21 protein-coding genes are annotated in these 26,383 nt (G+C 58.1%); 13 read left to right on the forward strand and 8 right to left on the reverse strand.

Features of this window, described 5'->3' with window-relative positions:
• Positions 1 to 169: 169 nt before the first annotated feature.
• A complete protein-coding gene (locus R1T40_RS09725) occupies positions 170 to 3,592 on the forward strand; it encodes a glycosyltransferase (protein WP_317386766.1) in 3,423 nt (1,140 codons plus the stop codon).
• The gene (locus R1T40_RS09730) at positions 3,589 to 6,159 is read left to right on the forward strand and encodes a DUF3131 domain-containing protein (protein ID WP_317386767.1); all 2,571 of its coding nucleotides are present in this window, start codon (positions 3,589 to 3,591) and stop codon (positions 6,157 to 6,159) included. Before R1T40_RS09725 ends, R1T40_RS09730 begins: the two co-directional genes overlap by 4 nt.
• A 28-nt stretch (positions 6,160 to 6,187) precedes the next feature.
• On the opposite strand, the gene R1T40_RS09735 is transcribed toward R1T40_RS09730, so the two are convergent.
• Together R1T40_RS09735 and R1T40_RS09740 are read right to left on the reverse strand one after the other, a co-directional pair.
• Positions 6,188 to 6,817 carry a hypothetical protein gene (locus R1T40_RS09735; RefSeq protein ID WP_317386768.1) on the reverse strand — a complete coding sequence of 210 codons (630 nt, stop codon included), beginning with the start codon at positions 6,815 to 6,817 and terminating at the stop codon, positions 6,188 to 6,190.
• A gap of 212 nt (positions 6,818 to 7,029) precedes the next feature.
• Complete coding sequence (locus R1T40_RS09740; protein ID WP_317386769.1) at positions 7,030 to 7,833, reverse strand: DeoR/GlpR family DNA-binding transcription regulator; 804 nt, start codon at positions 7,831 to 7,833, stop codon at positions 7,030 to 7,032.
• A gap of 165 nt (positions 7,834 to 7,998) precedes the next feature.
• Between R1T40_RS09740 and R1T40_RS09745 the strand changes: the two genes are divergently transcribed.
• The 9 genes from R1T40_RS09745 to R1T40_RS09785 all read left to right on the forward strand — a co-directional run bounded on the left by R1T40_RS09745 (position 7,999) and on the right by R1T40_RS09785 (position 21,078).
• On the forward strand, positions 7,999 to 8,967 hold the full coding sequence (locus R1T40_RS09745; RefSeq protein ID WP_317386770.1) for an ABC transporter substrate-binding protein: 969 nt from the start codon (positions 7,999 to 8,001) through the stop codon (positions 8,965 to 8,967).
• On the forward strand, positions 8,964 to 10,670 hold the full coding sequence (locus tag R1T40_RS09750; RefSeq protein ID WP_317386771.1) for an ABC transporter permease: 1,707 nt from the start codon (positions 8,964 to 8,966) through the stop codon (positions 10,668 to 10,670). The genes R1T40_RS09745 and R1T40_RS09750 overlap by 4 nt, the downstream gene beginning before the upstream one ends.
• Positions 10,658 to 11,701 (forward strand): ABC transporter ATP-binding protein, encoded by a 1,044-nt coding sequence (locus tag R1T40_RS09755; protein ID WP_317386772.1) that lies wholly within the window; start codon positions 10,658 to 10,660, stop codon positions 11,699 to 11,701. Before R1T40_RS09750 ends, R1T40_RS09755 begins: the two co-directional genes overlap by 13 nt.
• A 13-nt stretch (positions 11,702 to 11,714) precedes the next feature.
• Entirely contained in the window at positions 11,715 to 12,785 is a 1,071-nt protein-coding gene (locus R1T40_RS09760; RefSeq protein WP_317386773.1) for an MBL fold metallo-hydrolase, read from the forward strand.
• Positions 12,785 to 13,333, forward strand: coding sequence for a histidine phosphatase family protein (locus R1T40_RS09765; RefSeq protein WP_317386774.1), 549 nt, complete (start codon positions 12,785 to 12,787; stop codon positions 13,331 to 13,333). Before R1T40_RS09760 ends, R1T40_RS09765 begins: the two co-directional genes overlap by 1 nt.
• A gap of 2,203 nt (positions 13,334 to 15,536) precedes the next feature.
• Positions 15,537 to 16,922 (forward strand): IS1182 family transposase, encoded by a 1,386-nt coding sequence (locus tag R1T40_RS09770; protein WP_317386775.1) that lies wholly within the window; start codon positions 15,537 to 15,539, stop codon positions 16,920 to 16,922.
• 181 nt (positions 16,923 to 17,103) lie between these two features.
• Positions 17,104 to 18,159 (forward strand): CBASS cGAMP-activated phospholipase, encoded by a 1,056-nt coding sequence (locus tag R1T40_RS09775; protein WP_317386776.1) that lies wholly within the window; start codon positions 17,104 to 17,106, stop codon positions 18,157 to 18,159.
• Positions 18,160 to 18,161: 2 nt separating this feature from the next.
• On the forward strand, positions 18,162 to 19,544 hold the full coding sequence (locus R1T40_RS09780) for a CBASS cGAMP synthase (RefSeq protein WP_317386777.1): 1,383 nt from the start codon (positions 18,162 to 18,164) through the stop codon (positions 19,542 to 19,544).
• 151 nt (positions 19,545 to 19,695) lie between these two features.
• Complete coding sequence (locus R1T40_RS09785) at positions 19,696 to 21,078, forward strand: HEPN domain-containing protein (protein ID WP_317386778.1); 1,383 nt, start codon at positions 19,696 to 19,698, stop codon at positions 21,076 to 21,078.
• A 604-nt stretch (positions 21,079 to 21,682) separates the two neighbouring features.
• On the opposite strand, the gene R1T40_RS09790 is transcribed toward R1T40_RS09785, so the two are convergent.
• On the reverse strand, positions 21,683 to 22,774 hold the full coding sequence (locus R1T40_RS09790; protein ID WP_317386779.1) for an MrcB family domain-containing protein: 1,092 nt from the start codon (positions 22,772 to 22,774) through the stop codon (positions 21,683 to 21,685).
• Between the two features lie 191 nt (positions 22,775 to 22,965).
• A complete protein-coding gene (locus R1T40_RS09795) occupies positions 22,966 to 23,484 on the reverse strand; it encodes a hypothetical protein (protein ID WP_317386780.1) in 519 nt (172 codons plus the stop codon).
• 187 nt (positions 23,485 to 23,671) lie between these two features.
• Here R1T40_RS09795 and R1T40_RS09800 point away from each other — a divergent pair, with 187 nt between their 5' ends.
• Positions 23,672 to 23,812 carry a YaeQ family protein gene (locus tag R1T40_RS09800; protein ID WP_317386781.1) on the forward strand — a complete coding sequence of 47 codons (141 nt, stop codon included), beginning with the start codon at positions 23,672 to 23,674 and terminating at the stop codon, positions 23,810 to 23,812.
• A 6-nt stretch (positions 23,813 to 23,818) separates the two neighbouring features.
• Here the strand turns inward: R1T40_RS09800 and R1T40_RS09805 are convergent, their stop codons facing one another.
• Entirely contained in the window at positions 23,819 to 24,598 is a 780-nt protein-coding gene (locus tag R1T40_RS09805) for an ion channel (RefSeq protein WP_317386782.1), read from the reverse strand.
• Positions 24,599 to 24,685: 87 nt separating this feature from the next.
• Here R1T40_RS09805 and R1T40_RS09810 point away from each other — a divergent pair, with 87 nt between their 5' ends.
• Positions 24,686 to 24,892 carry a hypothetical protein gene (locus R1T40_RS09810; protein WP_317386783.1) on the forward strand — a complete coding sequence of 69 codons (207 nt, stop codon included), beginning with the start codon at positions 24,686 to 24,688 and terminating at the stop codon, positions 24,890 to 24,892.
• Positions 24,893 to 24,932: 40 nt separating this feature from the next.
• On the opposite strand, the gene R1T40_RS09815 is transcribed toward R1T40_RS09810, so the two are convergent.
• From R1T40_RS09815 to R1T40_RS09825, 3 genes are all read right to left on the reverse strand, one after another.
• Positions 24,933 to 25,253, reverse strand: a complete 321-nt coding sequence (locus R1T40_RS09815; protein WP_317386784.1) for a hypothetical protein — start codon at positions 25,251 to 25,253, stop codon at positions 24,933 to 24,935.
• 11 nt (positions 25,254 to 25,264) lie between these two features.
• On the reverse strand, positions 25,265 to 25,987 hold the full coding sequence (locus R1T40_RS09820) for a lysozyme (RefSeq protein ID WP_317386785.1): 723 nt from the start codon (positions 25,985 to 25,987) through the stop codon (positions 25,265 to 25,267).
• A gap of 62 nt (positions 25,988 to 26,049) precedes the next feature.
• Positions 26,050 to 26,376 carry a hypothetical protein gene (locus tag R1T40_RS09825; protein WP_106163722.1) on the reverse strand — a complete coding sequence of 109 codons (327 nt, stop codon included), beginning with the start codon at positions 26,374 to 26,376 and terminating at the stop codon, positions 26,050 to 26,052.
• Between the last annotated feature and the right edge of the window lie 7 nt (positions 26,377 to 26,383).

Raw genomic sequence — 26,383 nt, forward strand, 5'->3', positions numbered from 1 at the left:
CTGCTGCGGAACGGGGGTGGGGACTCCTGTCGCATCGCGACCAGTGGTGGCTGGAGGCTTAATTCAGGTTGTGGGGAACCGTGTCAGACATTGCGCAAAGTGCATTTGTGGCAAGCCGTGGCTTGTCGCGCGTTACCATAGTGCCTGACGGCACCGGGGAGGTCTCCCTTTGAGCCGCTTTGCCTTTCATTATGAAAAGCTGGCGGTGGAGCAAGAAGGGCGGAAAGTCTTTGACGATCCGCGCCGCATCCGCATTCGCCGCTTCCGAATGGTCCTTGCCTTTGGTCTGATCTCCTTTGTCAGCTGGGTGTGCCTGCTGTTAAACGGGGCCTTTTCCTGGCAATCTGCGGTTCAGGAGCTGAATGGCTACTGGCGTGGAAACGAGGCGCTGCAAACAGTCCTCAGCAGCCCGCGCACCGACACGCCCGACGCATTGCGTCTTGCCTCAACCCGGCCCTATCTGCCGCCGGAAACAGCCTGCGACGCACCAAGCCAACCTTACTTCGCGGCCATGGCAGATCCGGCATCGCCCGTCATGTTTGGGCACCTCCCAAGCGACATAGACGGCGCACACCTGTCGCTTGACGACAGCTGCAACCAGCTCGGCGTGCTGGTGCCGGATTGGCTGCAGATCGAAGCGGATGGAAACGCGCCGACCCTCACAGTGGAGGACGCATCCAACCGCGCGCCGGTCGAGGACTATCGCTCCAGTGCCGCTCACACGCCGGTTCTCATGCCGAGCATTTCTATCGACGCAGGCGAGGACAAAGCCGCCTTCTACGCATCCCTCAGCACAGCGGATGTCGCACAGAGCACCACGCGGCAAATTCTGGACGAGTTGAAGCCGATCTACGCACATGGCGCCTGTCTGGATTTCCAGGATGTGCAGCAAAGCGATCTGCCAGCGCTTCAGCCGTTCCTGCAAACCCTGAGCAGCAGCTTTCAGGCCAACGGCATGGCTTCCTGCATCATACTGAGCGGCAGCAATGCGGTGTGGCAGGACGCGGAGACCATGGCGCTGTTCGACAAGGTAATCCTGAAGCTGTTCCTTGACCCTTGGGTCGGGGCCGCCCCCTCGCCGCTTGCGGCAGATCCCTGGTTTTCAGAAACCGCAGGCCTGGCGCTTGAGACGCTTGGCAAAGACAAGCTGGTGGTCGCCCTTGGCAGTTTTGCGGTCGAATGGGTGTCGGGAACCCCGATGCCCAAGACGCTCTCCTACGCCGCCGCGATGGAACAGATTGCAGAGGCCGACGCGGACGTCCGCTTCAGCAGCAAGACCTCCGGCAGCTTTGCCTCCTACCGCGACGAGATCGGCCGCACGCATAAAATCTGGATGCAGGACGCCGCCACCTTGCACAACCAACTGAAGACGCTGGCGGATCTGGGCATTTCCGCGACCGGTATCTGGTCACTGGGGATGGAAGATCCCGGTGTCTGGACGGTTCTGCGGTCCCGCGACAAGACGCCAGATGCGCTGAGTGCGGGGCTGGCTCTGGTGAAGCTGGAAAACCATGTGAGCTACACGGGCGAAGGTGCCCTGCTGCGGCTCACGCATCGCCAATCGCCCGGCATCCGGCAAGTGCGCATGGATGAGGTCACCGGACGGGTGAGCGCGCAGGAGTATGACATCCTGCCCCGCCCCTACGCGCTGGAGCGCTACGGCAAACCCGAGGGGCGCAAGCTGGTGCTGACGTTCGATGACGGACCTCATCCGGTGTTTTCCCAACAGATCCTCGACATTCTGAAGGACACAGATACGCCCGCGGCCTTTTTCGTGACCGGCAAGAGCGTGATGGACGCGCCTGACGTGCTCAACCGCATGATCAACGAGGGCCATGAAATTGGTGCGCATACCTTCTCGCACCCGCGCATGGACGAGGTGTCACAGACCCGCGCAACGCTGGAATATGCGATGCTGGACAAGGTGGTCGCCGGTGCAGCAGGCCGCAAACCGATGCTCTATCGCGAACCGTTTCAGCGCAGCAAGGGCCCGATCAGTGCCGACCGTGTTGCCGCGCTCGAAATCGCTTGGGAGCGCGGCTTGCAGGTGGTCGGCATGGATATCGTCCCCTACGACTGGTCCGGGTGGAGCGGCCGTGAAATCGCCGACTATGTCGTGAAGCAGGTCGAAGAGGACGCCGGCAACGTGATCCTCTTGCACGATGGCGGACTGGATCGCGCCGCCTCGGTCGAGGCAACGGCGCTCATCATCCGCGAGCTGACCGCAAAAGGCTATGAGTTTACCACGCTGGCGGAGCTGATAGGTGCGACACGCGCAGATCTGATGCCCGTGGCGGAGGGTGGCTACCAGACATTCGACCGGGTGTCCTTTTCGATGGTGGTCTGGGTGCAGTCGGCAATTGTCACCCTGTTCTGGGTGGCACTGGGGATCGGCGTCATCCGCTCCCTTGCGATCCTGCTGCTGTCGATCCTGAACTGGCGCGGCCGCAGCCCCGTTTCGCTGATCGACCCGAGCGTCGCAGTGGTCATCCCTGCCTACAATGAGGAAAAAGTCATCCGCAAGTGCATCGAGAGCGTGCGCGCCAGTGACTACAAGAACATCGAGATTATCGTGGTGGATGATGGATCCTCTGACAACACGCTCAACGAGGTGTTTTCCTTCAGCCACAAGCAGGACGTGCGCGTGATCTCTCAGCCCAACCAGGGCAAATGGAGCGCATTGAACCGCGCCATGCTGAATGTGTCCTCGGATATCGTCGTTTGCATCGATGCCGACACGCAGATCGAAAAAAGTGCAATCCGCCATCTGGTCAAGCACTTCAACGACGCCAAGATCGGCGCGGTTGCAGGCAAGATCATGGCGGGCAACAAGGTCAACCTTCTGACCCGCTTGCAGGCCTTTGAATACGCCACCTCGCAAAACGTCGAGCGCAAGGCCTTTGACCTCATCAACGGCATTCTCGTGGTGCCCGGTGCGCTGGGGGCCTGGCGCGTCTCCGCGCTGCGCAAGGCCGGGCTGTTCAGCGATGAAACCATGACCGAAGACACCGACCTGACAATCAAGGTCAACCGGGCTGGCTATCGCATCGTCTATGAACCCGACGCGCGGGGCTATACCGAAGTCCCCGAACGCGTAGGTCAGCTTCTGAAGCAACGCCTGCGCTGGTCGTTCGGCATGTTCCAGAGCGCCTGGAAGCACAAGAAAGCCCTGTTCGAAGGACGCGCGGTCGGCCTGGTTTCGATCCCCGACATGTTCATCTTCGGCTATCTGTTTCCACTGCTGGCCCCGCTTGCGGATCTGTTTGTGGCGATCATGCTGTACAAGCTGCTGTCCGGCGATTGGAGCGGCGAGAGCACAGGCATGCTCGGCTCGCAACCCGCGCAGTACCTACTGGCCTATCTGACCTTGCCCGTGCTGGAGTTGCTGATCGCAGCCTTTGCGCTGGCGCGCGACAAGGACGAGAGCCTGTGGACCCTGCTGTTGTTCCCGGTTCAACGTATTTTTTACCGTCCGTTGCTCTACTATTCGGTCATCCGGGCCATCCTGCGCGCCATCACTGGACGTCTGTTCAGCTGGGGCACGCAGAAGCGATTGGGACGGGACTACGCCCTGGCAACGAGCGGCTCATGAAACGCAGAACATTCCTGACATCAGCGGTCGCCGCAGGGGCGGCGCTCATTCCGGTGAAATCCTTTGCCTCCGGTTTCATCGGAGCGGTTGCGCCGCAGACCTACCCGGTGATTGCCGGCATTGATGCCAGCACGTCCGCGCCGCATCTGATCGCCGTGCTCGATGCGTTCTGGGCCCGCAATATTCCAGTGACCTGCCTGGTTTCACCCTTCGACGATCAGGGACACCCACTGGGCCCACAAAGCCCGCTGGCACGATTACTCTCCGGCTTTCTACTGGGGGGCAGCGGCATCGAGATCGCGCCCTTTCAGCCAGAACTCGCCACGCTGTCGCAGCATTTTCAGGCACGCGCCGCACATGACGCGGTCGCAGCCCTGCAGGGCATGCTGCAACCCGTGGAACGAACACTCGGACTCCCCATCCGAGTTCAGACCCTGGCCTGTCACGATGTGGCAAGCCCGATGTCCCCCATCGCGGTGCGCACGGCCGGGGTCTTCAATATTCTCTGCCTTCCAGAGGAAAGCGCCCCGGTGCGCTCCGAAACCTGGCAGAACGGTGTGGCCCGGCTGTTTGGTGGCAGCCGCGTTGATCTTGCGGCAGATACGCCACCAGCAGAGGACGGGACGACACCGACCCAAACGGTGGCCTACCTCTCCGCACGGGCCTTTTCAGAACTGCCGCTGGACGACCTGGAGGCCGCAGCCGCGGCCTATGCCGAACGCCTGACCCAACAAGAGCTGGACGGAACGGCGTCGTTGCTGCCCGTGTCCGACCTACAGCTGCGCGACGCCTATCAGTTCAACCGCTTCGTCTGCCTACATGTCACTGACCCGTTGCGCAGCGCCGGCGCAGATCAGGCCGGTCACGATGCGCTTCTCGATCTGCTGGCCGAGATGGAGCTGCCATTCTCTCGTGGCCCCGATATCGAACCCGGCACTCCGAACGCGGACCTTGGAATGTGGGTGCCCACCGAACCGCCTACGCCCGCCGAGGGCGAAGCCCCTTCGCCGCCTGCACCCCACCCGATCCGCCTGATCGCATCGCAATCAGACGGCACCACATCCATTCGCACCACCCGCCCGCTTGCAGCTGGCATCGCGGTTCGTATTGCCCCCAGCACTCAGACACGACGAGGGCTGGACGCCGAGGGCGTCTTGACGCTGCCCCAGCGCACCATCCAGACGCCCGTGACAGCCGACACGCTCGCTGCGGCATTTGCTGGCGTCGACGACATGGTTGTCCTGCTGCGCCCCGAAGATTTTGCCACGCAGGACGCAACGGACGCGCTGAAACGTCACTTGGAAACCCTGCGCGCTGACGCCATCACCACCTGCATTTCGATCAATGACCTGGCGCGACGCGTGGTCCCCAAAGGGCCCGTGCCCATGCGCCACAGGCGCGTGGCAGCGGCCCGACCAGAACTTGTGCCCCCCGTTGGCGGACTGTCGGAACGCGCCCGAGACACTCTGCTTGACGATGCCAAGGCGGCGTGGCGCTACCTCGACCAGTTCACGCATCCCGAGACGGGGCTGTGCCCATCCACTGTGGATTTCTCTCCCGGCGGGCGTCTGCACGAGGCGGTCACAATGTGGGACGTGGGCAGCCAGATCAACGGCTTGGTCGCGGCCTCGCAGATTGGCTTGATCAGCTCAAAGGATTTTGCAGCCGCAATCACCAAGATTCTGCCCAATATCGCAGGCCGCGTCTCACAGGATCGGCGCCTGCCGCAGGGATGGATTCGCACGGATCGCACCCGCTGGGGGAACAAGAACTTTGATGGCAGCGACGCCGGACGCTTGCTTGCGTCCCTCGACAACCTGCGTCGCCACAGCACATTCGGAGATCAGCTGGAGGAGCTGGTTGCGTCCTATGATCTGGATCAGGTGATCCGTGATGGCGAGATATTCTCCGTCACCGACGGGGCCTTGCACAGCTCCTATATCTCACACAGTGCCCACTATTCGGCTCTGGCGTTTCGGCGTTGGGGGCATCAGGTGCGATCTCCCTATGAGGTGTTTTCAGGGCGCTCCGTCAACGATGGCCAGATAGCACTTCTCGAAGCGGTGGTGGGCATCGGCCCGATCGGCGCCGAGCCGCTCCTGCTGGAGGGCCTGGAACTGGGCATGAGTGACGAAAGCGCATATCTGGCCGACGTGCTGTTCACCACCCAGCTTGAGGAATATCGCGAGACAGGTCGCATGATCTGCGTCTCCGAAGGTCCGATCGACAGCGCGCCGTGGTTCTTGTACCAAGGGTTGCAGCTCGACGCGCAAAGCCGGACCTGGGCGATGGACACCGTTGGTCGAGAACCGGAATATCGAACGCCTGAATTCCGTGACGAATTCCTCGCGGTCAGCAGCAAGGCGGCCTATTTATGGTCGGCGATGCAGCCCCATGATTATTCTGATAGATTGACGCATTACGTCCGCGACACCGCAAAAACACAAAATGGGTTTGCGTCCAGCATTTTCGTCAAGACGGGCCGCGCCACCAAGAATTACACCGACCTCAATACCAACAGCATCATCCTGCAAGCGATCGCGCATAAATTAAACACCACTGGCTGAGCGGTTTTAATGCGACCTGCCCCTGCCATCAGAACGTGCGGCACCCGGTGGAGGCAATCTCGCCCGGTACAACCGGATAGCCCGGTCGCGGATTGAGGATAACCGACTGGATCCCGGTAATCCGGCGCATGCAGGCATCCACCGAGGCCTCGTCCATGCGGCGTCCCCCCACATAGATATCGATCCAGTCATGCCCGCGATGTCCGGTGTGACACGGCCCCTCTTGCGGGCGAGGTCCATCGCCACACATATCTTCGACAATGGCGTATTTCTTCAGGTTTTCGATATAGAAGCGCGTTCCCGGCTTGTAGTCCATGATACTGCGGCCACCGGTTTTACGGTGCCCGACGGCGAGCGTGATGGGATCCTTGTATGTCCCGACACCACCTGCGGTGCGATGGATGACCGGGCGCGCAATCTGGGCCGATCCACGCGGCGTGTTATCCCACCAGCTATAGCCTGTCAGATACGCGTTCATGCTTTGTTCTTGCGTTGGTGCAATCGCAACGCGGGTCAGGCTGGACAGATCGTTGTCCACATTCAATCGGGTACTGACACTATTGAACGCATCATAATCAGATCGCACATCGCCACCACAGGCCGACATCGAGACCATGGCTGCGACCGCAAATGCGGCTTTAATAGAAACACTCGTCATTTCACCATCCTACTGAATAGAGACATCACCAAGAATCCGTTTTGGATTATCAGCCTACTTCAGCAGGATGTTGCAGAGTTATTTCCGAAACCTTAATCACCCGCACCCCATTCGAGCGAAATGATTTTCAAAATTTATTAAAATTATTATCATTTAGATTGTCAGAAAATTGACGCCCCAAAAATCTGCGCTAAGCCCAGTTTATATATCGATCAGAGGGGCGCGCGCATCGGCTCTGCGGATCGTTCCACTTGGATCACCCGACATCCCTCTGACGCGCAGCGCGCCAAAAGCGTCGATGGGAATTCCGCCCCGGTAACAATGACATCGTAGTCCCAGAGCATGTGTTTCCGACAGGGCAGTTCGCGACCAAATTTCGCACAATCCATCACCAGAACCTTCCGCTGAGCGCAGCCAGAGACCGCAACCCGGGCCGCGATCTCATCGGTGTTATAGTCCAGCACCTCGCCCGCACTAGACACGCCCCCACAGCTGAAGATCGCAATATCCGCGAGATAATTTGCAAAAAATTCACGACTGGCTGTGCCGATCAGGTCAAGATCGCGCAACCGAACGGCGCCTCCAGCCAGCGAAACGGTCGCACCGGACGCCCCCTGCAGCGCCATCACCGCATGCATGTTGTTGGTGGCCACAAACAGTTCCTTGCGCGTCGCCGCCAGCATCCGGGCGCAAGCCTCGACCGTGGTTCCCGTGCCCAGCGCCACCCGCGCGCCGTCCGCCACGAGGTGTTGTACCTCGAGGGCGATCTGCTGCTTCTCTCCCCGTGCGACGCTGATCCGAGGCGCATAGCCAATGTTCTCCGACTGCTGCCGCAGGCGCACGACACCGTTCCGCCGCTGCACCAGCCCCGCCTCATCCAGATCGCGCAGATCGGCGCGAATGGTCTGAACCGAAACCTCCAGCTGGCCGGCGAGCGCTGCGGCAGACATCTCATCAATGTCACACAACAGGCCGATGATGGCGTCTCGCCGCCGATTTAACTCGCTTCGTCGCATTCGCTTTCCTTTGAAAGTGAACAAGTCACCCCACGGTCCTAGCAAGCGCATTCAGCAGCGAGCAAGATAATATTTTCTTTGCCAAACCGTCACAAAACCGTTTCAAACTCAGTGGATACGGGCAGCGTCATAACTTTCGAACGAAAGCCAAATTGGAGATTTCGGATGAAACCCCTTCTGTCCGCCGCCGCCCTCGCCCTGACCGCATCTGCGTCGTTTGCCGAGACATTGACCCTTTACACATCGCAACCCAATGCTGACGCGCAAATGACCGTCGATGCCTTCACCGAAGCCAACCCGGAGATCGAGGTTGAGTGGGTTCGCGACGGCACCACCAAGCTGATGGCCCGTCTGATGGCGGAAATCGAAGCCGGCAACCCGCAGCCCGATGTCCTGCTGATCGCAGACACCGTCACGCTTGAGGGCATGGCACAGGACGGCCACCTGAAGGCCTACCAATCGCCGGAAGCCGCAGCCTATGACCCCGCGCTCTACAGCGCCGAGGGGTTCTATCACTCGACCAAGCTGATCACCACCGGCATCGTCTACAACACCGGCGCCGAGGTCCAGCCGACCTCCTGGTCCGATCTGGCCGATCCCTCCCTCAAGGGTCAGGTCGCGATGCCCTCGCCGCTTTATTCCGGTGCCGCGCTCATTCACTTGGCGACCCTGACCGGCGACAAGGCTCTGGGCTGGGATTACTACACCGATCTCGCCTCCAACGAGGCGCGCGCACAGGGCGGCAATGGCGGCACCTTCAAGGCCGTGGCCTCGGGTGAGAAACCCTATGGCGTCGTTGTCGACTTCCTCGCGATCCGCAACAAGGCCGACGGCTCCCCCGTGGAATTCGTCTTCCCGCAGGAAGGTGTCTCCTATGTGACCGAACCTGTTGCGATCCTCGACACCGCGAAGAATGTCGATGCCGCGCAGAAGTTCGTCGACTTCGTGCTGTCCCAGAAAGGTCAGGACCTGGTCCTCGACATGGGCTACATCCCGGCCCGCAACGACATGGGCGTGCCCGCAGGCTTCCCGGCCCGTGACGACATCAAACTGATGTCCTTTGATCCGGCACAGGCGCTGTCCACAGCTGACGCCAACAAGGCGAAATTCGCAGAGCTTTTCGGCGCCGAATGACCCTCGCATCCGCAAATCCCAGCAGCAGCCGGTCCGAGGGCCGGCTGCTGTCGCTTATTCTGGGGCTGGCCATCCTGGTGACCCTCGCCCCTGTCGCGCGACTGTTCTTTGAAGGTGTCACTGCGGGCGGAAGCCTCAACCTGACGTTTTTCTCCGAAGTGTTGGCCAAACCTGCGACCCACTCCGCCCTGCGTCATTCGCTGGTGACGGCCGGATTGGGAACGGTGATCTCCGTTCTCATCGGCAGTGTCTTTGCCTTTCTGGTGGCCCTGACGGATCTGCGGCGCAAGGCTGCGCTGGTGTTCTGCCTGATGATCCCGATGATGATCCCGCCGCAGATCACCGCCCTGTCCTGGACGCAGATGATGGGACCGTCCTCGGTCTTGCTGAAGACGCTTGGCCTTGCCCCGCCCCTTGGCGCGCCGCAGCCGCTTTATTCGCCTGGGGGGATCATTCTGCTTCTCGGAATCCAGCATACATCGATCATTTTCCTGACCCTGCGCGCTGGTCTGCGCGCGATCCCACAAGAGGTGGTCGAAGCCGCACGGATTTCGGGCGCGCGCGGGTTTCGCATCTGGTGGCAAGTGGTGCTGCCCCTGACACTGCCGAGCCTGCTGGCCGGGGTAGCAATCACCTTTGTGACCGCGCTTGGCAATTTCGGCGTCCCCGCAATGCTTGGTATTCCCGCAGGTTACGCCACCCTTCCGACCCTGATTTATCAACGGCTTGCGGGCATGGGCACAACCGTTCTGGCAGAGGTCGCAGTGCTGGCGATCCTGATCGGCATCGTGGCCATCACCGGCATTCTGATACAGCGCTTTTTCCAACGCCGCCAACGTGTACATCTGGTCGGAAGTACCGGCCGCCCGCTTGCAATACCGCTGGGACGGGCACGTCTGCCGGTCGAAATCACGCTCTGGCTGGTGATTGCCGGGATTCTGGTGCTGCCGATGATGGGATTGCTCGCAACATCGCTGGTGCCCGCCTACGGCGTGCCACTTCGGCTCGACACGGTGTCGCTTGATGGGTGGTATGAGGCCTTGTTTCGTCAGCCCTCGACCCGGCGGGCCTTTGTGAATTCCTTTGGTCTGTCGATCGGTGCTGCCGTTGTGTTGATGGCCCTGTGCCTGCCACTGGCCTGGCTGATGGACCGCCATCAAACCCGCCTGAGCCGCGCCTTTGACAGTCTTCTGGACCTGCCCTACGCGCTGCCCGGTGTGGTGCTGGCGATCGCCATGATCCTGCTACTGATCAACCTGCCCTTCACCGACCTGACTCTGTACGGCACGATCTGGATTATCTTCCTCGCCTATCTCGCCCGGTTTTTTGCGGTGATGTTTCGGCCCGTGCAATCCAGCCTGCGACAGCTTGATCCCGCGATGAACGAGGCCGCACAATCTGTTGGTGCACCGCTTTGGCGCCGCCTGCGCGATATCGTTCTGCCGCTCTCCGCTCCGGCGGCCGCTGCGGGGGCGATCCTCGTCTTTCTGACCGCGTTCAACGAACTGACCGTGTCCGCCCTGCTGTGGTCCTCGGGCACGGAAACCCTTGGCGTGGTGATCTTCAACCTCGACGACAGCGGCGAGACGGTGATGGCCTCTGCCGTCGCCATGACCATCGTCTTTGTCGTCATGATCCTGATGGCGGTGATCCAGCTTACATCCCGCCGCCTGCCCAAAGGAGTTGTCCCATGGCAGAGCTGACCCTCACAAACATCGGCAAGCATTTCGGCGGCGCCCCCGCCCTGCAATCGGTTACCACTCGTGTGAATGATCGCGAATTTCTGGCCCTTCTCGGCCCCTCTGGCTGCGGCAAGTCCACACTGTTGCGTCTGCTGGCCGGGTTTGAACAGCCCAACGCAGGGTCGATCCGCATCGGCAATCGCGAAGTCGCCAACGCAGACACGCGCCTGATTGTGCCGCCGGAAGAGCGCAACATCGGGTATGTGTTCCAGTCCTACGCGCTCTGGCCGCATATGACGGTGCGCCGTAACGTGGGCTACCCGCTGGAGATCAGAAAACTGTCAAAGTCTGATCGCGAGGCCCGCATCGATGCGGCTCTTGAGGCCACGGCCCTCGGTCCCTATGGCGACCGCATGCCCTCCGACCTCTCTGGCGGGCAACGACAGCGCGTTGCCCTGGCGCGCTGCCTTGTGTCTGATCCCACTGCCGTGCTGCTGGATGAGCCGCTCGCCAACCTCGACGTGGCACTCCGGGCCTCCATGCAGGGCGTGTTCTGCGACTTTCACCAGCGCACGGGCGCGACCATGGTGTATGTCACTCACGATCAGGCCGAAGCCATGGCGATGGCGGACCGGATCGCGGTGATGAATGAGGGGCGCATCATACAGCTGGACACGCCCGAGGCGCTTTATGCCCGCCCCCGAAGTCGCTTTGTCGCCGAATTCATCGGCGATGGCGCCGTTGTGCCCCTGACTGGGACCAGCCATTCCGACAGCGCCTGTGAGGCCACCCTGCTCGGCACGCGACTGAGGGTTGAAACGGACAGCCCAACCCCGGAGATGGCCTGTCTGCGCCCGGAAAACCTGACGATTGCCGAGACCGGCGACATCCGCGCCCGCGTGGAACGTGTGACCTATCTGGGCGGGCGCTACCGGCTCGATCTGGTGGCCGCAAGCGGCGAGCCTCTCGTCACCCAGTCAAACACCCGCTACGCGCCGGGCGAACATATCGGCCTCGCGCTGACGGCCCCCTGGGCCTTTGCTGCCGCCTGATCCGGAGAGACACATGAGCACCATTACCGTTCTCTCCGGCATCGGAGACAAGGGCCCCGCCGCCATGCGCCTGGACACCGGGCGTCAGCGCTGGTTGCTGGATTGCGGGTTTGGTCCCGAAGCCAATGCGAAATTCGACCCCAGCTGGCTCGACGGCGTCGATGCGGTCTTTGTAACACACGACCATATCGACCACATCGGCGGCGCGGCCTACGCGGTAGAGGCAGGCCTGCCGATCTACGCCACCCGCCATACTGCGCAGGCGCTTCCCCCATCGGCGCAGGTGATCGAGCTGCCAGAACGCGGCGAGATGCTGATCGACGGCATTCGCCTGACCACCGGCCTCAACGGGCACGCGCTTGGCGGCGTGTGGTTCCATTTTGATCTGGGTGAAGGGCTGTTCTATTCGGGCGATTGGTCGGAGGAAAGCGCATGGTTCGCCTTTGATCTGCCACCCAAGGCGGCCACCGCGATCATCGACTGCTCCTATCACCTGAGCAATGTGCCTCAATCCCAACGCCTCGCCGACCTTGACGCGCTGATCGACACATTGCCCGGTCAGGTCCTGTTTCCCGTGCCGCCCTCGGGGCGCGCCGGCGAACTCGCGCTGCATCTGATGCGCCGCTTCGGACCAGAGGCGGTTTTGCTGGACCCGGAATGCTGCATGAGATTGCGCGCCGCACTTGCCTCTGGCGGTGTCGCGGATCGCGCACAGGAAATCGCTCCGTTGCTGGAGCGCGGCCCACTGGACGAGGCGCGGTTTCTGATCTGCGACACGCCCAATGCCGACGGCGGGGCCGCCTGGGCCTATGTCCGTGCGTGGCGTGAAAGCGGGCGGTTGGGCCGCGACGCGCATGTGGTTTTCACCGGACATATGACCGCCCATGCCCGTGGTGTCGAAACCGTTGAGGGCGGCTATTTCCGCCGCTGGAACGTCCACCCGCCGTTGTCGGATCAAATCGCCATGATCCAGCGCCTTGGTGCAACGCGGTTTGCCCCGGCCTTCTGCACCTTGCCCGAGGAATACCTTGTGGAAAATGGCTTTGAGGCGCAGGTTTTCCTGCATGAGACGGTGACATTGTGATGGAAGATCTGCCCCCCCTCCCGCCGCGCACGATCTGCCTGATCCGCCATGGCGAGACGACGGCCAACCGCGACAGCATCATCGCCGGCCGCCTGGACGTCACGCTGACAGACCATGGCCGCAGCCAGGCCCGCAGCCTGGCCACGTTGACCTGGGAAGAACCGATTACAGTGTTCTGCAGCCCGATGGCGCGCGCGAAGGAAACCGCCCAGCTTGGCTTTCCTGATCGTGTCACAACGCCGCATGCGGGGCTACGAGAACGCGACTGGGGAGTCTTCGAAGGACGCCCGCTTACCCGGTTGCCCCCCCGAGACGAAACGCCCGACGGCGGCGATGGCTGGAACGACATGATCCTGCGCGTCCATGCAGCGATCCGTGACTGTTGCGCCTCCGCCGGGCCCACCTTGCCGGTTCTGGTATGCCATTCCGGTGTGATCAGAGCAACACGCCTGCTCGCATGTCTCGGCAGTGTGGGAGAGCGTCCCCCCAACGCCCACCCGGTGCTCTTTCGCCATCATGCAGGACGCCATGAGGAACATCCGCTCTGACCACCGCGAATGGCTGCTTTGGGTATACCTCAGTCTCATATACACCCGCAGATGGCCCGAACCGGTGTCGCCTTCACCCTATCGGGCAAGCGCGATACCGTCTCATCGCGGTCTCTGAAGCGCCAACTCCGTCTGCCAGTTTCGGCAAAAACACAATGGTGGATAAGGCGGTCGAACCGCGCGGTCGCCCTCTTGGCGTCGACGAAGACGAGGTTGGCCGTAAACAGGATCCAGCTGCGCAAGCAGGAGGGTGCCTGATGAAGTCCAACTATGGCGGAGCACGGGTGTGTGCGACAAGCAAAATGGCCATTCCCATCGGCATGCGATTGCGAAAACGGCTAGCAAGCTCCAAAAACCACTATAACATTTCAGATTTGTCTGAGATTTACATCGAAATGTAAAATGGTGCCCCCACACGGTCAACGCATATCAGTGTCTCACCCCCATTATACAGGGGGCATATGGACCACGAACGAGGGCTATACGCCTCTAAATAAATCAATCACTTACAATGAGGGTGGACCACGCCCGAAAACGCATTTCTACGGATCGAAAATTCAATAAGCGACTCGAAATTCTTCAGCTACTTTGTCAGGTGTAGCTGCCGATACGAAGTCAGCACACGGGGCGGTGTTAGGATTGTGGGATGTACAACGGATGCCTGAGGGCTGCCCCCCTAACGCTCCATCTACCCCCTTGCAACTCCGCGATGGTCGGCTTGTCCGCCAAACACACCCTATCCACCAGCCGCCGATCAGTGAAGTTCACACGCGAACCACACTTCGACGGGCGAACCTTGTGTACCGCCATCGTAGTGCCACTGCTGATACGCCTGCGGATTACCGCAGGTGCAACCTCTAGACTTCATCGAACGGGAACGGTGCGGACGAAACCGCCGCTCCCGTCGCCGTGGACAGTGGCGGCATTGCCAGCCATTCTTACCCATTCGTACAAAGCGCCGGATGCGACCAGGTTCTGAAACGAAGGGCGGAGAGCGGTCATTCGCAGCGGTCGCAAAGGCACCCTTGCCGCACCGCCGAAGCGGACATTCAGGCGAGGATCAGGGCCGAAGCCCGTTCGATCGACGCCAAGGGCCGGGAGCCGACTTTCTCAGCATGCGCGAACGCACCCTTGCCAAGACATGGAAGCGGACATCTCACCGTGATCCGATCCAAAGCCGGAGAGATCTAAATCGCGGTCTGACAGTTGACGTTCGCCGCACTTCTGCCTCTTCCGCGTAACGAATGCACTATTACTAACACTCATCTCTCAAATGCGCGTCATGCAATTTTTATTCGCTAGTATCGTCGGGTCCACAACGATAAATGAAGTCGAGCCAGTGTCCTCAACTTCATTCTTATAGCTCATCATCTTGACGCCTTGTGAGACAAGGAAATTGGCAAGGTGACACCTGCAATTTCTATATAGCTCCTTGTCACCAGGAAAAATCTCTGACTCATCCTCATTCTCATCCATTAATTTTGTTAGCTCCGTTCGTATTTGGGAGGAAGCTTTCCAGTTGGCTTCAAAATCTCCGCTTGGAACGAAAAATTTTGATTTGGCTAGCGAGGTCACAATAGCGTAAGGCCTTGTAGTTCCTGGATCCGATATTGATATAATCTTGTCGGGTGATGTAATGCTACATTTATAAATATAGCCTGGACCATTACACTGATTTTTTTTGCGACTTCTCTCTATATTGTCACGTGCAGCTGCATACGTTCCGAAGTGTGTCAACGGTAGAAAATCCGTAATTTCGGCTGTGAAGCTAGAATGGAATATAATCATAGAAGTCGCAATGCTCTCAGGGCTTTGACCTAATCATACTATAGCGCCGGCCTAGTTTCTAGCGTTCGAGGTTAATACGCTAGGCTGTCAGCCAGATTTTTTTGTGCTGCGAGCGCACTTGGCATCTGCTACATGAGACACGATGAGGTACCCCTCCTCTCCTACATTTGCAGTATAGGGTCAATATTGATGGTGCTCTTTGTTGCAGGTCACCCTTTGTCAACCGGTTTTGCTGCGCCATGTTACGATAGGTCGTCTTTTAAGGCTGGCCGGTCATCCGCCGCGCTTTGTGCGAACTGCAGCTCTGGGCCGTTCACGTCGTGTGATGCAAGGGGCTTATTTTGTTGAAAAACTCTTCCTTGATTGAGGCCTGAACTGCTGATTCAATTCGTCCCGTGAGCGGTAGGAGTGGCGGATGTTGGGACCTAGGCAGGAAGCGCAGGCAGCACTTTTCTACGAGTTCTCGCTGGAGGATCACATCCCCACGGATCACCTGCTGCGATCCATTGATCGTTTCGTCGACCTGAGCAGCATTCGGACACATCTGGCAGATTTCTACAGCCACACCGGGCGGCCCTCCGTCGATCCCGAACTCCTCATCCGGATGCTATTGGTGGGCTATTGCTTCGGCATCCGGTCTGAGCGGCGGCTCTGCGAGGAGGTGCATCTGAACCTCGCGTATCGGTGGTTTTGCCGCGTCGACCTGACCGACAGGATCCCGGATCATTCAACGTTTTCCAAGAACCGGCATGGGCGTTTTCGCGACAGCGAACTTCTGCGACACCTGTTCGAGACGACCGTCGCCCGCTGTATCGAGGAAGGTCTCGCCAGCGGTCAGCGCATGGCAGTCGATGCCAGTCTGATCGAAGCGGATGCGAACAAGCAAAACTCAACACCGAAGGAAGAGTGGGATGCGTCGTCCATCGATGCCGTAGATGCACCCCGCGCAGTCCGAGAGTATTTCGACACGCTGGATGAGGCTGCGTTTGGCGCGGCCAGCGATGTCCAGCCCAAGTTCACTTCGCATTCCGATCCGGCCAGTCAGTGGACAGCGGCGCGGAAAGGACCTGCTTTCTTTAGCTATTCCGACAATTACCTGATCGACACAGATCACGGTGTTATCTTGGACGTGGAACCCACCCGTTCGATCCGGCAAGCCGAGGTTGGATCGACAAAAACCATGCTAACGCGGGTAAAAGACAAGTTCGGATTGGTCCCTGACTGGATGATCGCCGACACAGCCTATGGTTCCGGCCCAATGCTCGGCTGGCTTGTAGATCGCAAGATCGATCCTTACATCCCGGTGATCGACAAGGCCGGACGCCCTGATGGCACCTGGGCGCGCACAGATTTCGACTGGGATGCACAGAACGATCAATATATCTGCCCCGAGGGTCACGCGCTCAAGCAGTTCCGTCGGAATTATTCCGATCCGGACCGGGGCCCGACCGGCAAGGGCCGCGCGAAGTATCGTGCTCTGAAACTGACCTGCCAGGTTTGCCCATCCAAGCCGAAGTGTTGCCCCAATGCTGACACCAGGTCGATCACCCGTGAAGAACACGAAGATGCCCGCCAAGTTGCCAGGGATTTGGCCAAAACTGATGAATACGTGATTGCGATGAAGCTTCGGAAGAAGGTCGAAATGCTCTTCGCCCATCTGAAACGCATTCTCGGACTCGGACGACTACGATTACGTGGGCCGTGCGGAGCAAATGACGAATTCCTCCTCGCCGCCACCGCCCAAAACCTCCGCAAACTAGCCAAGATCCTTCCTGCACCGCAGCAAACGCGCAAAGCCTGATAAGAAAGGCGCTCGCGATGGATTTTGAGCAGCTATTTCTGCGTACGCAAACGTTAGTTTTTCCACAAAATCGGCGGAGAGCGGCCATTCGCTGCAAATGCGAAACTTCTGCGTTGTTCGTTCTTAAACTGACATTCACGAGTTTTCCGTGTGGCGCAAGAAACGACACATCTAGAGTTGCATGGTAACAAAACATCACTATCTTGTGGTGGTGGTATTTAGAATTCTGACTCTCTCTGGTGGTGGCTACCGCGGCCTTTACACTGCTCAAGTCCTGGCTGGATTAGAGGAGGAGAGCGGGGACGTGCCGCTACACCGTCGCTTCGATCTAATTGCCGGGACTTCTATTGGTGGGATTCTCGCTTTGGCAATAGCGTCTGGGAAGACGTCGATGAAGGAAGTTGCGGCCGCGATGGAATCCCAAGGCTCGGCCATCTTCGGCGAGGATAACCCGCCCAAAGGCAAGATGGCGCAGTATCTCGACTATTGGAAAACGAAGAGCGCTGCGCGCTACGATCCGGCTCCGCTCAGAAACTTGATCGCCGAACTAGTCGGAGAGGACACTTACATCGGGGACCTCAAGCAAAAGGTCTTGGTGCCTGCCGTGAACGTGACCAAGGGCAGCCCACAAGCTTTCAAGACACCGCACCACCCGCGCCTTGTCCGTGATTGGAAGTTACCTCTTGTGGATGTGGCCATGGCGACATCGGCGGCACCTTCATATTTCCCGCTGCATACCATTGGAAGCGAGCGTTTTGCTGATGGCGGGATGTACGCTAATAGCCCTGATGATTTGGCCATTCATGAAGCTCAGTACTTCTTGGATCAGGATTTGGGTGACGTAGAAGTGCTGAGCATCGGTACAACGACATCGAAATTCAGCTTTCCAGCCAGCGTAGCCAGCGACATGAGTTGGCTCGATTGGATTCAAGAGCAACGGGCAATTTCTGTGATGATTGCAGCGCAGCAAATGAATACGGATTTTGTTATGCGCCATCGTCTTGGCGACAGATACATTAGGGTTGATGCAGAGCCATCAGCTGCTCAGCTTTCTGATATCACGCTGGACAATGCCAACCCCAAAGTGGCCAAGGACTTGATGGGTTTAGCAGAATCTTCGCTCCGTGACTATCTACCCACGATTAGGGCTGCGGGAATACTTGACCATACCGTGGACGAAGAAGACTTTCTCCAGCGAGAGGAAGTTTCGCTGTATTTAAAACGTTTGAGAGGTTGAACATGGGCATTGCGGCACTCCTTTTCCACAGCACATCAAATCGTGAGAATACTCTTTCGTATCGAATTCGCCCCTCAGAGCAGCAAGTGCAAGACCAACAAGAACGTTGGAACGACCTTGCTGGCGTACTCAAAGAGGGTCTCAAGTCAGAGTTCAGCAAACCGGTCTCGTCGTGGTTACAAGGGTCCTACAAGTTTGGTACGCAAATCAGACCTGCACGCTTAAACGAAGAATTCGATATCGACCTCGGCGTGTATGTAGAATGGCATGGAAGTGCACAAGACGGGGATGTCGGTGCAAAACAGCTGAAAGACAGAGTTCAAGAGATCCTTTCAGACTATGCCAACGACGATGCCAATGATGCTTCCGAGGTGACAGCGCCGAAAACGCGCTGCAACAGAATTCGGTTCACTGAAGACTTTCACATCGATGTTCCAAGCTATCATCTAGATCGTGAAGATGATGCGCGCGAGCTAGCCACTGAAGACGACGAATGGGAAAACAGCGACCCAAAGGCGATCTATGTTTGGTGGAAGGATCAGTTTGACGGGAATGAGCGGGACCGGGCCAGACGTCTGACACGCTACCTAAAGATGTGGGCGGCTCTAACTTTTGAAGAGGCATCTAGGCCGTCTTCCATTCTACTCACGGTGCTCGTTGCTAGAACGTTAGTTGCAACAGCTACGGACAACCTGTCGGGTGATGATGAAATCTTGCGAGCCGTGATCAAAGGTATCCTAGATCGTCTGAGTAGTTCGAGTGTTGTTAGAAATCCAGCAAACAGCGCAGAAGACCTCAATCGTCTCTCTGAAGACGACTTTGAGGCCCTTCAGGTAGAGTTGGAGAAGTTCCTAGGAATCGCTGATCGGGCGCTCGACGCAATCGACGAGTACGAGAGTGCGGATGTTTGGTCAGAAGCGTTCCGGCACTTCTTCCCCTTCCCGGAAAAAGAAACGCAATCCGAAAGTACCAAAGTGGTAAATGGTGCCGTCTCTGTGTATCGCTGCGACCCCGATATTGCCGTTGCTGCAACGGCAGGAAATCGAAGGTGGAGCGGGTACAACGAAATCGGTCCGATCCCGAGAGGATGTGAGCTCTCATTTTCTATTGCGGAGCCAGGAAAACTTCCTGAAGGCTGCCAAGTCTTTTGGACGGTTCGCAACGAAGGCTCAGAGGCAGAGTCTGTGAACGATTTAGGACACGTCGCAGGGACAGGTATCCGAAACACAGAAAGCAGCGCCTACAAAGGAGACCATTTCATGGATGTGGTAGTCAGACTTAACGGGCGGCAGGTGGGAAGGCGGCGTGTGAAAGTGCGTGTTTCTGGCCTAGGCATTCCTCTGCGAAACCCGCGTCGGCCTGCGTGGACGAAGCTTCGTAGATAGTTGTTTCTTCGCCAAGCGTTTCGTCGAGCACCAGATTTAGCGCTCACAGCGAATGTCTCCTTCGATGAGCCGCACAGCAGCGATCCAGATCACAGGTCAATTTCTGCAATGGGCCGATGTCATCTCCACCATTTTCAGCTAGATGTGTCTGATGACATACTCTTTGAATTCATGGTGCGCCCGCCTGGCGTCATCACTGGGCCATCTCGCCAAAGTTCAAGAACCATTTCTTGAAGCATATTGGCAGGCGAATTCTTACCCGCCTCGCGTGTCATTCAACGGCAAAGATGAAACACCCTTTCCAAAGGATGATTTGGCCCATCTCTATGATCTCGCGCGCTCTGCCTCACGATCTATTGAGAAGAAATACTACAAGCCGCTTCGCGAATCGCTTGACCCGGTAAGAGGTATCCTGAGGTCACACCCGACACTCGCCAGGCCGCTTGGGACGTGTATCGGAAATGACGAATTTCACGTCAAAATTTTGAACGGGACATCGCTCACCTGGCTGACACAGATCGTGGCCGGTCTACTGGAGCGCGCCTATGCCCATGGCGACGGCGGGTTTGAAAAAGCTGCGAACGAACTTGGATCGGTCCTTGATCTGAGTTCGACGACCTTAGAAATCGATGTCCCAAACGGGCTCGGTCTGGGCTACGATCTACTGCTCTTCCATGGTCCCGAAATTCGCAACGAATTTGAGATTCAGGAGGGTTTAATCGTCAAACCTGCTGCCGTCCTCTCTGATTATCTGGATCGCGAATGGATCCGGGATTTTGTGCCAGAAGAGATGGATCGACGTGATTGGCGGCAGATTGGCGCTGTGGTGCGGCCGTTCCACTGGCGACCGGTGTTTCGGAGGAAGACTGACTATCGGGAGGAGCGGCCCAGTTGGCCGCCAAGATTTGAGGATGACGCTCTCACGTTTCTGGAAATCCTGTCCATTGCGAACCAAACGCCGATCTTACCTTTCATGTTGATGCACGGGTGTGTGCATCGATCCGCACATAGCTTGTTGGGCTTGGCTCACAGTCAAGGTGGTGTCCAACCGATACGTCAAGTCGGACGTCGGCACGACCCTTTTCGAGCCCCTCCACAGCTTCAGAACAGCTCGATCAATCTGGCCAAACAAGCCTATATCAAACGAAGAGACGAGGAATTTGAACGCCTTGCGCCAATCATTCATCGGCTCTCAGAAGCTCTGGCGCGTTTGGGGCGTTTTGGTGCCAACGATCAAATTCTGGACATTTCGCAATCGTTGGAATTGATGTTTAGGCCTAAAGGCGGTCGGATCAGCCAAAAACTCCAAGATGGGATGGCTGAATTGCTGGGTGTCGATGAAACACATAAGGACGACATACGAGCTGCAATCAAGCAGTTCTATGACGTTCGCTCGGCGATCGTGCATGGCGCAACCGACGCGAGGCGCAAACGCAATTTGGAAGACCGCCAAAGGGCATTTATCAGCGGCCTCAATCTGACCCAGCAGGCGCTCTTCAAGATGCTTCTGAGTGATGCCGGAGCCCGTGACTAATTCTGCACAGCTACGATTGTCCGCAGGCCGTGAGTTCGAATATCTCCAGATCGCGCACCTGCAGTGAATGTCGGCTATGCGGGTTGCAGGCGCAGCAACCCGAAGGTTGGGCCAATGCCCGGTATGGGCCGTTACGTGCAAGCCAACATAAAGCTTGCCTGATTTGCGGAACTATCAATTGAAGCCAGAGCAAGCCTACATGTCGTGTGATCTGTGCGCCAAGCCGTGACTTCGCCAGTGGACGAGTGGTTTTGTCCCGATGGAGTGATGACGGAAACAAAGTCCAAGTAGACACGATCAAGACCTACTGTTTGGGTCGCGTCGAAAAATGACTTGCTAGTTACGGCCTTCAGGGAAAACTTCTCATTAATGGAAACCTTTCTTTAACGAATGCCTATCAGTTTATGCTCATGCGTGTATGGAAGCTCGAAGCCAGCCGATCCGAAGAGAAGCAGCACTCAAAATGGGGCTGGGCCTTAGCGTTGAGCGGTGAGGAAGCTCTTGAGCTCTGCAAAAATACTAGCGGACTTCCATTCAATTGGGTTCACGAGAAGCATACCGACATGCTCTGGCCCGGCGTACCCGCCAAGCAAGTCGATTGGTCTTAGGTTGCTTCGCCGCGCGAGACGCGGAACGAGGTCGGTTCCAGCACCCATTCATCGATATCCCAGCGGACAAGTGTCTCCAGTATTCCGCCGGATGCTTCGGGCTGCGTCTCATCCCTCTTTAAACGAATGGATGTCACAATCATCAGAGCCGTACGCCCCTTCGCCTTGCGATGCAGCGCAACCTCGCCATGCGTCATTGCAATTGCATCAGCGCTATCGCTGGTCGTGCCTTTTACCTCAACAAAGAGTGTTTCCTCATCTTTCGTGGCCTCGAAGTCGTAAGGCTTGGTAGCAGAGGTGTTGCTTGGCTTATACCCGTGGGATCGCAACCAATCCTCAACGATATCCATGGCGCGTAGCTCTACTGCCTTACGTTCCTTGGCGTTGAGGCCAAAGCCCTGACCCTTTCGTGCATCGGATGCCGGGCGAGTGATGTCGAGCATATCGAGTTCGGCCTGGTCTGCCGGGGAGAGCTCTCTGCCCATTCTCTGCGCCGCGTAAATCGACCGCAGCATTTCCGCGGCTTCGATCAAGTGCTGCTCCATGACACCATCTTCAATGTCGCTGTAAGCGATCTTTTTCACGAGTGCGCAAGCGCGCTCGAACGATTTGGGAAGCTTCGCTCTCGCGCCAAAATCATTCGCATCTGTGAAAGATTTCAGCCTACCGCGTTCCTCAAAGACAATCTCACGTGCCCATTCGCAGCGTTTATCCAGTTCCTCTAGCGGCAAAACTATCGAAGAGCCATTGTGGAACTTGGAGGAGCTACATCCGACAGCGATGTTTACACCTGAACCATCGGTTGAGAAGTGCAGGACGACATAAAAGCCATCGGTCGGGCGCGGCGACATCTCTTTCGAACAAAAACGTACCCAAGCGAGCTCAGTCTTGCGACCAATCCCGTCTGAACCTTCAACATGGAAGTCATGGCCGAAAGGACCGAGCGCGCGTGTCAGTGGATTGCGGAGCGCGCGGATTTCCTCGACAAGTTTTTGGCGAATAAGCCGCCCACGCTCCTGCATTGCCGGCGTATTTTCGGAAGAGTATGTAGGCTGAAGTTCACAAATACGACGGAGCGTGTCGCGCATAATCTACCAATCCTTATTGCTCAATTTCTTCTTGGCAACCTTAATGTAGAGTACCAAAAACGAGCAAAGCAGAAACCCAATAAAGCTGGATAAATCCACGCTGCGCACACGCGATGAGTGACTGCTTTTGTGTGCTGCGATGCAGTCTACTAGAAAGCTTAACAGTGTCCGGTCTGAGCCGATCATGCCAGCTAGCTTTGTCTGCGTTCAAGAAATTGGTAGGCGTCAAGTATGGTTGCTGCCAGCTCATCAAAGAAGTGCGGCGAGGTTACATCGATCAAACACGTGGGCACGCCCTGTGATTCCGCCTCCTCAACATTGTCCTGCGTCGCTACCAACATCGCACTTTTGTTGTTCAGTAGCTCGCGGTGGCTCGCGCCTCGGCCGTGCTTCAAGACATTGATCGCCAAATAGTACTGGTGAAGGCGATCAGCGACGCCGGCATGCCCAGCCGCCAAAAGCGCGGCCTCTACTTTGCGTGACAGCGGGCCGCGTTTGAAATGGCGCTGCATCCGTGCTTCAAACATGGTGAAAATATCCACGGAAACCAATTTAATAGAGTCCGTTTCAGATGCGATTTCTTTGCTTTGTGCGTCCGAAAGGGTTTGACCCTCGGCACATTTCAAAATTTCTGAAACCCGGTCCAGGGACGCCTTTGCCGAGCGCTGCGCTGCATGAACCAGTTCCGGTAGGGGCTGTGAGTTTGCCATTGTTCGTCCTTCTAAGAGTTTCTCTCCCAATACGCTAAAAGACCGCCGAAGGTAGGAGCAATTGGGGTTGAGCGGCAACGTTACATCCACATCTGGGAAGCCGCATCGCGGCGTCGATGGCTTTGACCGATGGCAGCTAGGGGCCGAACCGCGATCAAAAGGGTAAGAACACTAGCTCGACTTTTCAGTGTCCGATACTGCTGCACTGGCCGATCTGGCCAGCCGCTCGATCAAGCTCCAGGTCAATTCCCAGGACGGCGACGTGATGGTCAACCTTGACGAGAACGTCGTCCACGTTGCGCCAACCACAGGGAAGGGCGCGGCCTAGCTTGCCCTATGCCCCTACTTCGCCCTCGGTCTCAATCTTCACCGACTCGCCGCAATGCTTGCAGTGAATAGCATCCGGTTCATGCCGGTTCAGGCCACATTGAGGACACTTGTACTTGATCTTAGACGGCTGGAAGATGGCGCGTGCCAGCTGCACAAACAGCGCCACACCTACAACCATGATGAACACTGATAGCAGCTTCCCGCTTGGTGTCGTCATGGTAATGTCACCAAAGCCCGTCGTTGTAAGCGTCGCCACCGTGAAATAAAGCGCATCAATATAGCCAGTGAGACCAGCCTTTTCATCGAAGGCCAGGACGAAGACCAGCGACGTGGTCACGAAGATGAAGACAAACAAGTTTACTGCCGCGAGGATCGCGTCCTCATGGCGTCGAAAGAATAGGCTCTCGCGCCTGAGGTCACGCAGTAGATGGTAGGCGTGAATAAGACGCAGCCCGCGCAGAACACGCAAGAAGGCAAAGTTTCCGGTGAGAAGCGGCGCGAACAGCAGTGATGCCACAACAACCAAATCTGCCAGCGTATAGATGCGCATAAGCTCTCTGCGCAAATTCTGGGATATCCAAGACCTCGCCGCAAGGTCCAATAGTATCAGCACCCCAAGCGCGGTATTGATTGCGAACATTGTCGGCGTCGTGGGCAGTGCTGCAGTCGCGATAAAATAGATGATGGTCAGCGCATCAAATAAGATCAGCCCATAGCGAAACCGGCGGGCGCGCTGGCTATGACCCGTGTAGAGTAACCTGATGGCTCTGTGCAGTTCTTTCATTTGCACAACATGTCGTAGAATGTCTTCCTATGCCATAGGTCGGAACAACGCTCCCGTTTCGAAAGGCATCTTCGAGGATGTCCTAGAGTGACGCTTGTACACCGCCACATCGCTGCGCAAGCAGGGAGCAATGTGCAGGTGCTCGCGCGACTACTGCACCAACACCCTCCGTACACCATTATAGGCTTTAACGGCGATGGCTTTTTCCTGCCCGCACTGGATCAAGGCATCTCCGATCCGCCCAAGGCTGATCTCGTCATCTGTAACAGTGCCGCCACGGCTCAGAAGTGTTGAGGGATGCGGACAGGACGCCGCAACCGCCGGCGGCAAAGAATCAAGGCGCAGGCCTCCAGCGCCGCTCCAGGCGCTGCAGCCCGTCATAGCTGATCCCAGGACGAGTGCTATCAGGATCCGCACGCGCGGCCTCCTCGAGCGCCTGCGCGTGGATCTGTTGTGCATGGCGGTAGGTCTCCAATTCGGTTTCGCGTTGAGACAGCTGATCCGCAAGACGAAACAGATCTTGTTGCCGGTGCTGTCGTACCTTGTCCTGACGCAGAATTTCGGCAGCGACGCCGGCTTGATAGCCCCGGGACCAGATTCCCCACCCCGCTGCACATAAGACGACGGCACCAGAAAGCCCCAGCGCCGCAATCATTCCCCAAGATCTCACGTCTCCAGCGCCTTCAGGCACATGGCACGTTCCGACATGCGCCGATTGGAAAGGCCACGGATGACCGATCCCCCTGCCCGGTTCCAACGCGGCAGCTCTTTGCATGCGCCGGCGAGATCGCCAGCGTTCGCCTTGCGCACCAGAGTGGATCGGCAGGCCGCGCCAGGCCCGACATTGTAGGCCCAGGACACCAGCGCGATCTTCATGCCCACCGGCACCTCTGGCTGCAGACAGCGATCCAGCGCGGCCTCATAGGCGATGATCTCGCGGGCCAGCATGGCGTCGCATTCAGCCTCACTGTAGCGATCACCGGGGCGCACACCTTTGGTCTCGCCATAGCAGACAGTCCAGACGCCCACGATATCGCGGTAGGCAGTTGTCCTGAGGCCTTCCCAATCTCCGATGAAGGTGACGGCCGAGGCCAGCGCGACACCGCCGGCAGCAAACACGCCGACAGTCTTCTTGTGCACGGCCCCGCTTTCATCGCGGCGGAATCGGGCCCAGAGGCTTGAGGTGGGCTGCACCAGAACCCGCGCCGGGATGGCGATCAGATTCACGCCGGCAGCAATGGCGGCAAAGATCAGCGGATTCACCCCCAACAGATCCGGGCTGACCAAGGCGATGAACACCGGCAGCACCGAGATCACCGCCGCCAAGATCAGCAGGCGGATAGACCAGGCACCGGTGAGGGTGGATTTCCAATCAGTGATGAGTTTCATGGGATGTCTCCATGGCAAAAGAGCCCGCTGGCGGGCTGGTTGAGTTGATAAATTTGCGGTTGCTAGCGGATCGGCAGGCGCTCCATGCGCTCCAGCCGGTTGTCGATCTTGTTCAGGGTGGAGAGAATCAGAGACAGGCGCTCATCCTGACGGGCGAGGCTTGTTTCATTGGCGCGCACACGCCCGGTCAAGGCGGTCTGCCGCGCCTCTGAGGCCGTCAGGTCGACCCGCAGCCCGTTGATTGTTTGGGCAAGGCTCTCGGTTTCTCCGCGCAGCGTTGCGACCTGCAAGCCGACCCAGAGCCCCGCGCCCACCAGCCCGCAGGCGACGGTCCAGGCCAGCGACTTGTTCAACGTGATCCCGCGGTCGCTGTTTTCGATCATGGTCATGTCCTGT

Source organism: Tritonibacter scottomollicae, assembly GCF_032924845.1.
Classification (GTDB): Bacteria; Pseudomonadota; Alphaproteobacteria; order Rhodobacterales; family Rhodobacteraceae; genus Epibacterium; species Epibacterium scottomollicae.

What these genes read in the sequence shown, in the direction of transcription:
- R1T40_RS09730 (WP_317386767.1), top strand. Translation starts at nt 3,589, where the DNA reads ATGAAACGCAGAACATTCCTGACATCAGCGGTCGCCGCAGGGGCGGCG.
- R1T40_RS09735 (WP_317386768.1), bottom strand. Translation starts at nt 6,817, where the DNA reads ATGACGAGTGTTTCTATTAAAGCCGCATTTGCGGTCGCAGCCATGGTC.
- R1T40_RS09740 (WP_317386769.1), bottom strand. Translation starts at nt 7,833, where the DNA reads ATGCGACGAAGCGAGTTAAATCGGCGGCGAGACGCCATCATCGGCCTG.
- R1T40_RS09745 (WP_317386770.1), top strand. Translation starts at nt 7,999, where the DNA reads ATGAAACCCCTTCTGTCCGCCGCCGCCCTCGCCCTGACCGCATCTGCG.
- R1T40_RS09750 (WP_317386771.1), top strand. Translation starts at nt 8,964, where the DNA reads ATGACCCTCGCATCCGCAAATCCCAGCAGCAGCCGGTCCGAGGGCCGG.
- R1T40_RS09755 (WP_317386772.1), top strand. Translation starts at nt 10,658, where the DNA reads ATGGCAGAGCTGACCCTCACAAACATCGGCAAGCATTTCGGCGGCGCC.
- R1T40_RS09760 (WP_317386773.1), top strand. Translation starts at nt 11,715, where the DNA reads ATGAGCACCATTACCGTTCTCTCCGGCATCGGAGACAAGGGCCCCGCC.
- R1T40_RS09765 (WP_317386774.1), top strand. Translation starts at nt 12,785, where the DNA reads ATGGAAGATCTGCCCCCCCTCCCGCCGCGCACGATCTGCCTGATCCGC.
- R1T40_RS09770 (WP_317386775.1), top strand. Translation starts at nt 15,537, where the DNA reads ATGTTGGGACCTAGGCAGGAAGCGCAGGCAGCACTTTTCTACGAGTTC.
- R1T40_RS09775 (WP_317386776.1), top strand. Translation starts at nt 17,104, where the DNA reads ATGGTAACAAAACATCACTATCTTGTGGTGGTGGTATTTAGAATTCTG.
- R1T40_RS09780 (WP_317386777.1), top strand. Translation starts at nt 18,162, where the DNA reads ATGGGCATTGCGGCACTCCTTTTCCACAGCACATCAAATCGTGAGAAT.
- R1T40_RS09785 (WP_317386778.1), top strand. Translation starts at nt 19,696, where the DNA reads ATGACATACTCTTTGAATTCATGGTGCGCCCGCCTGGCGTCATCACTG.
- R1T40_RS09790 (WP_317386779.1), bottom strand. Translation starts at nt 22,774, where the DNA reads ATGCGCGACACGCTCCGTCGTATTTGTGAACTTCAGCCTACATACTCT.
- R1T40_RS09795 (WP_317386780.1), bottom strand. Translation starts at nt 23,484, where the DNA reads ATGGCAAACTCACAGCCCCTACCGGAACTGGTTCATGCAGCGCAGCGC.
- R1T40_RS09805 (WP_317386782.1), bottom strand. Translation starts at nt 24,598, where the DNA reads ATGAAAGAACTGCACAGAGCCATCAGGTTACTCTACACGGGTCATAGC.
- R1T40_RS09815 (WP_317386784.1), bottom strand. Translation starts at nt 25,253, where the DNA reads ATGATTGCGGCGCTGGGGCTTTCTGGTGCCGTCGTCTTATGTGCAGCG.
- R1T40_RS09820 (WP_317386785.1), bottom strand. Translation starts at nt 25,987, where the DNA reads ATGAAACTCATCACTGATTGGAAATCCACCCTCACCGGTGCCTGGTCT.
- R1T40_RS09825 (WP_106163722.1), bottom strand. Translation starts at nt 26,376, where the DNA reads ATGACCATGATCGAAAACAGCGACCGCGGGATCACGTTGAACAAGTCG.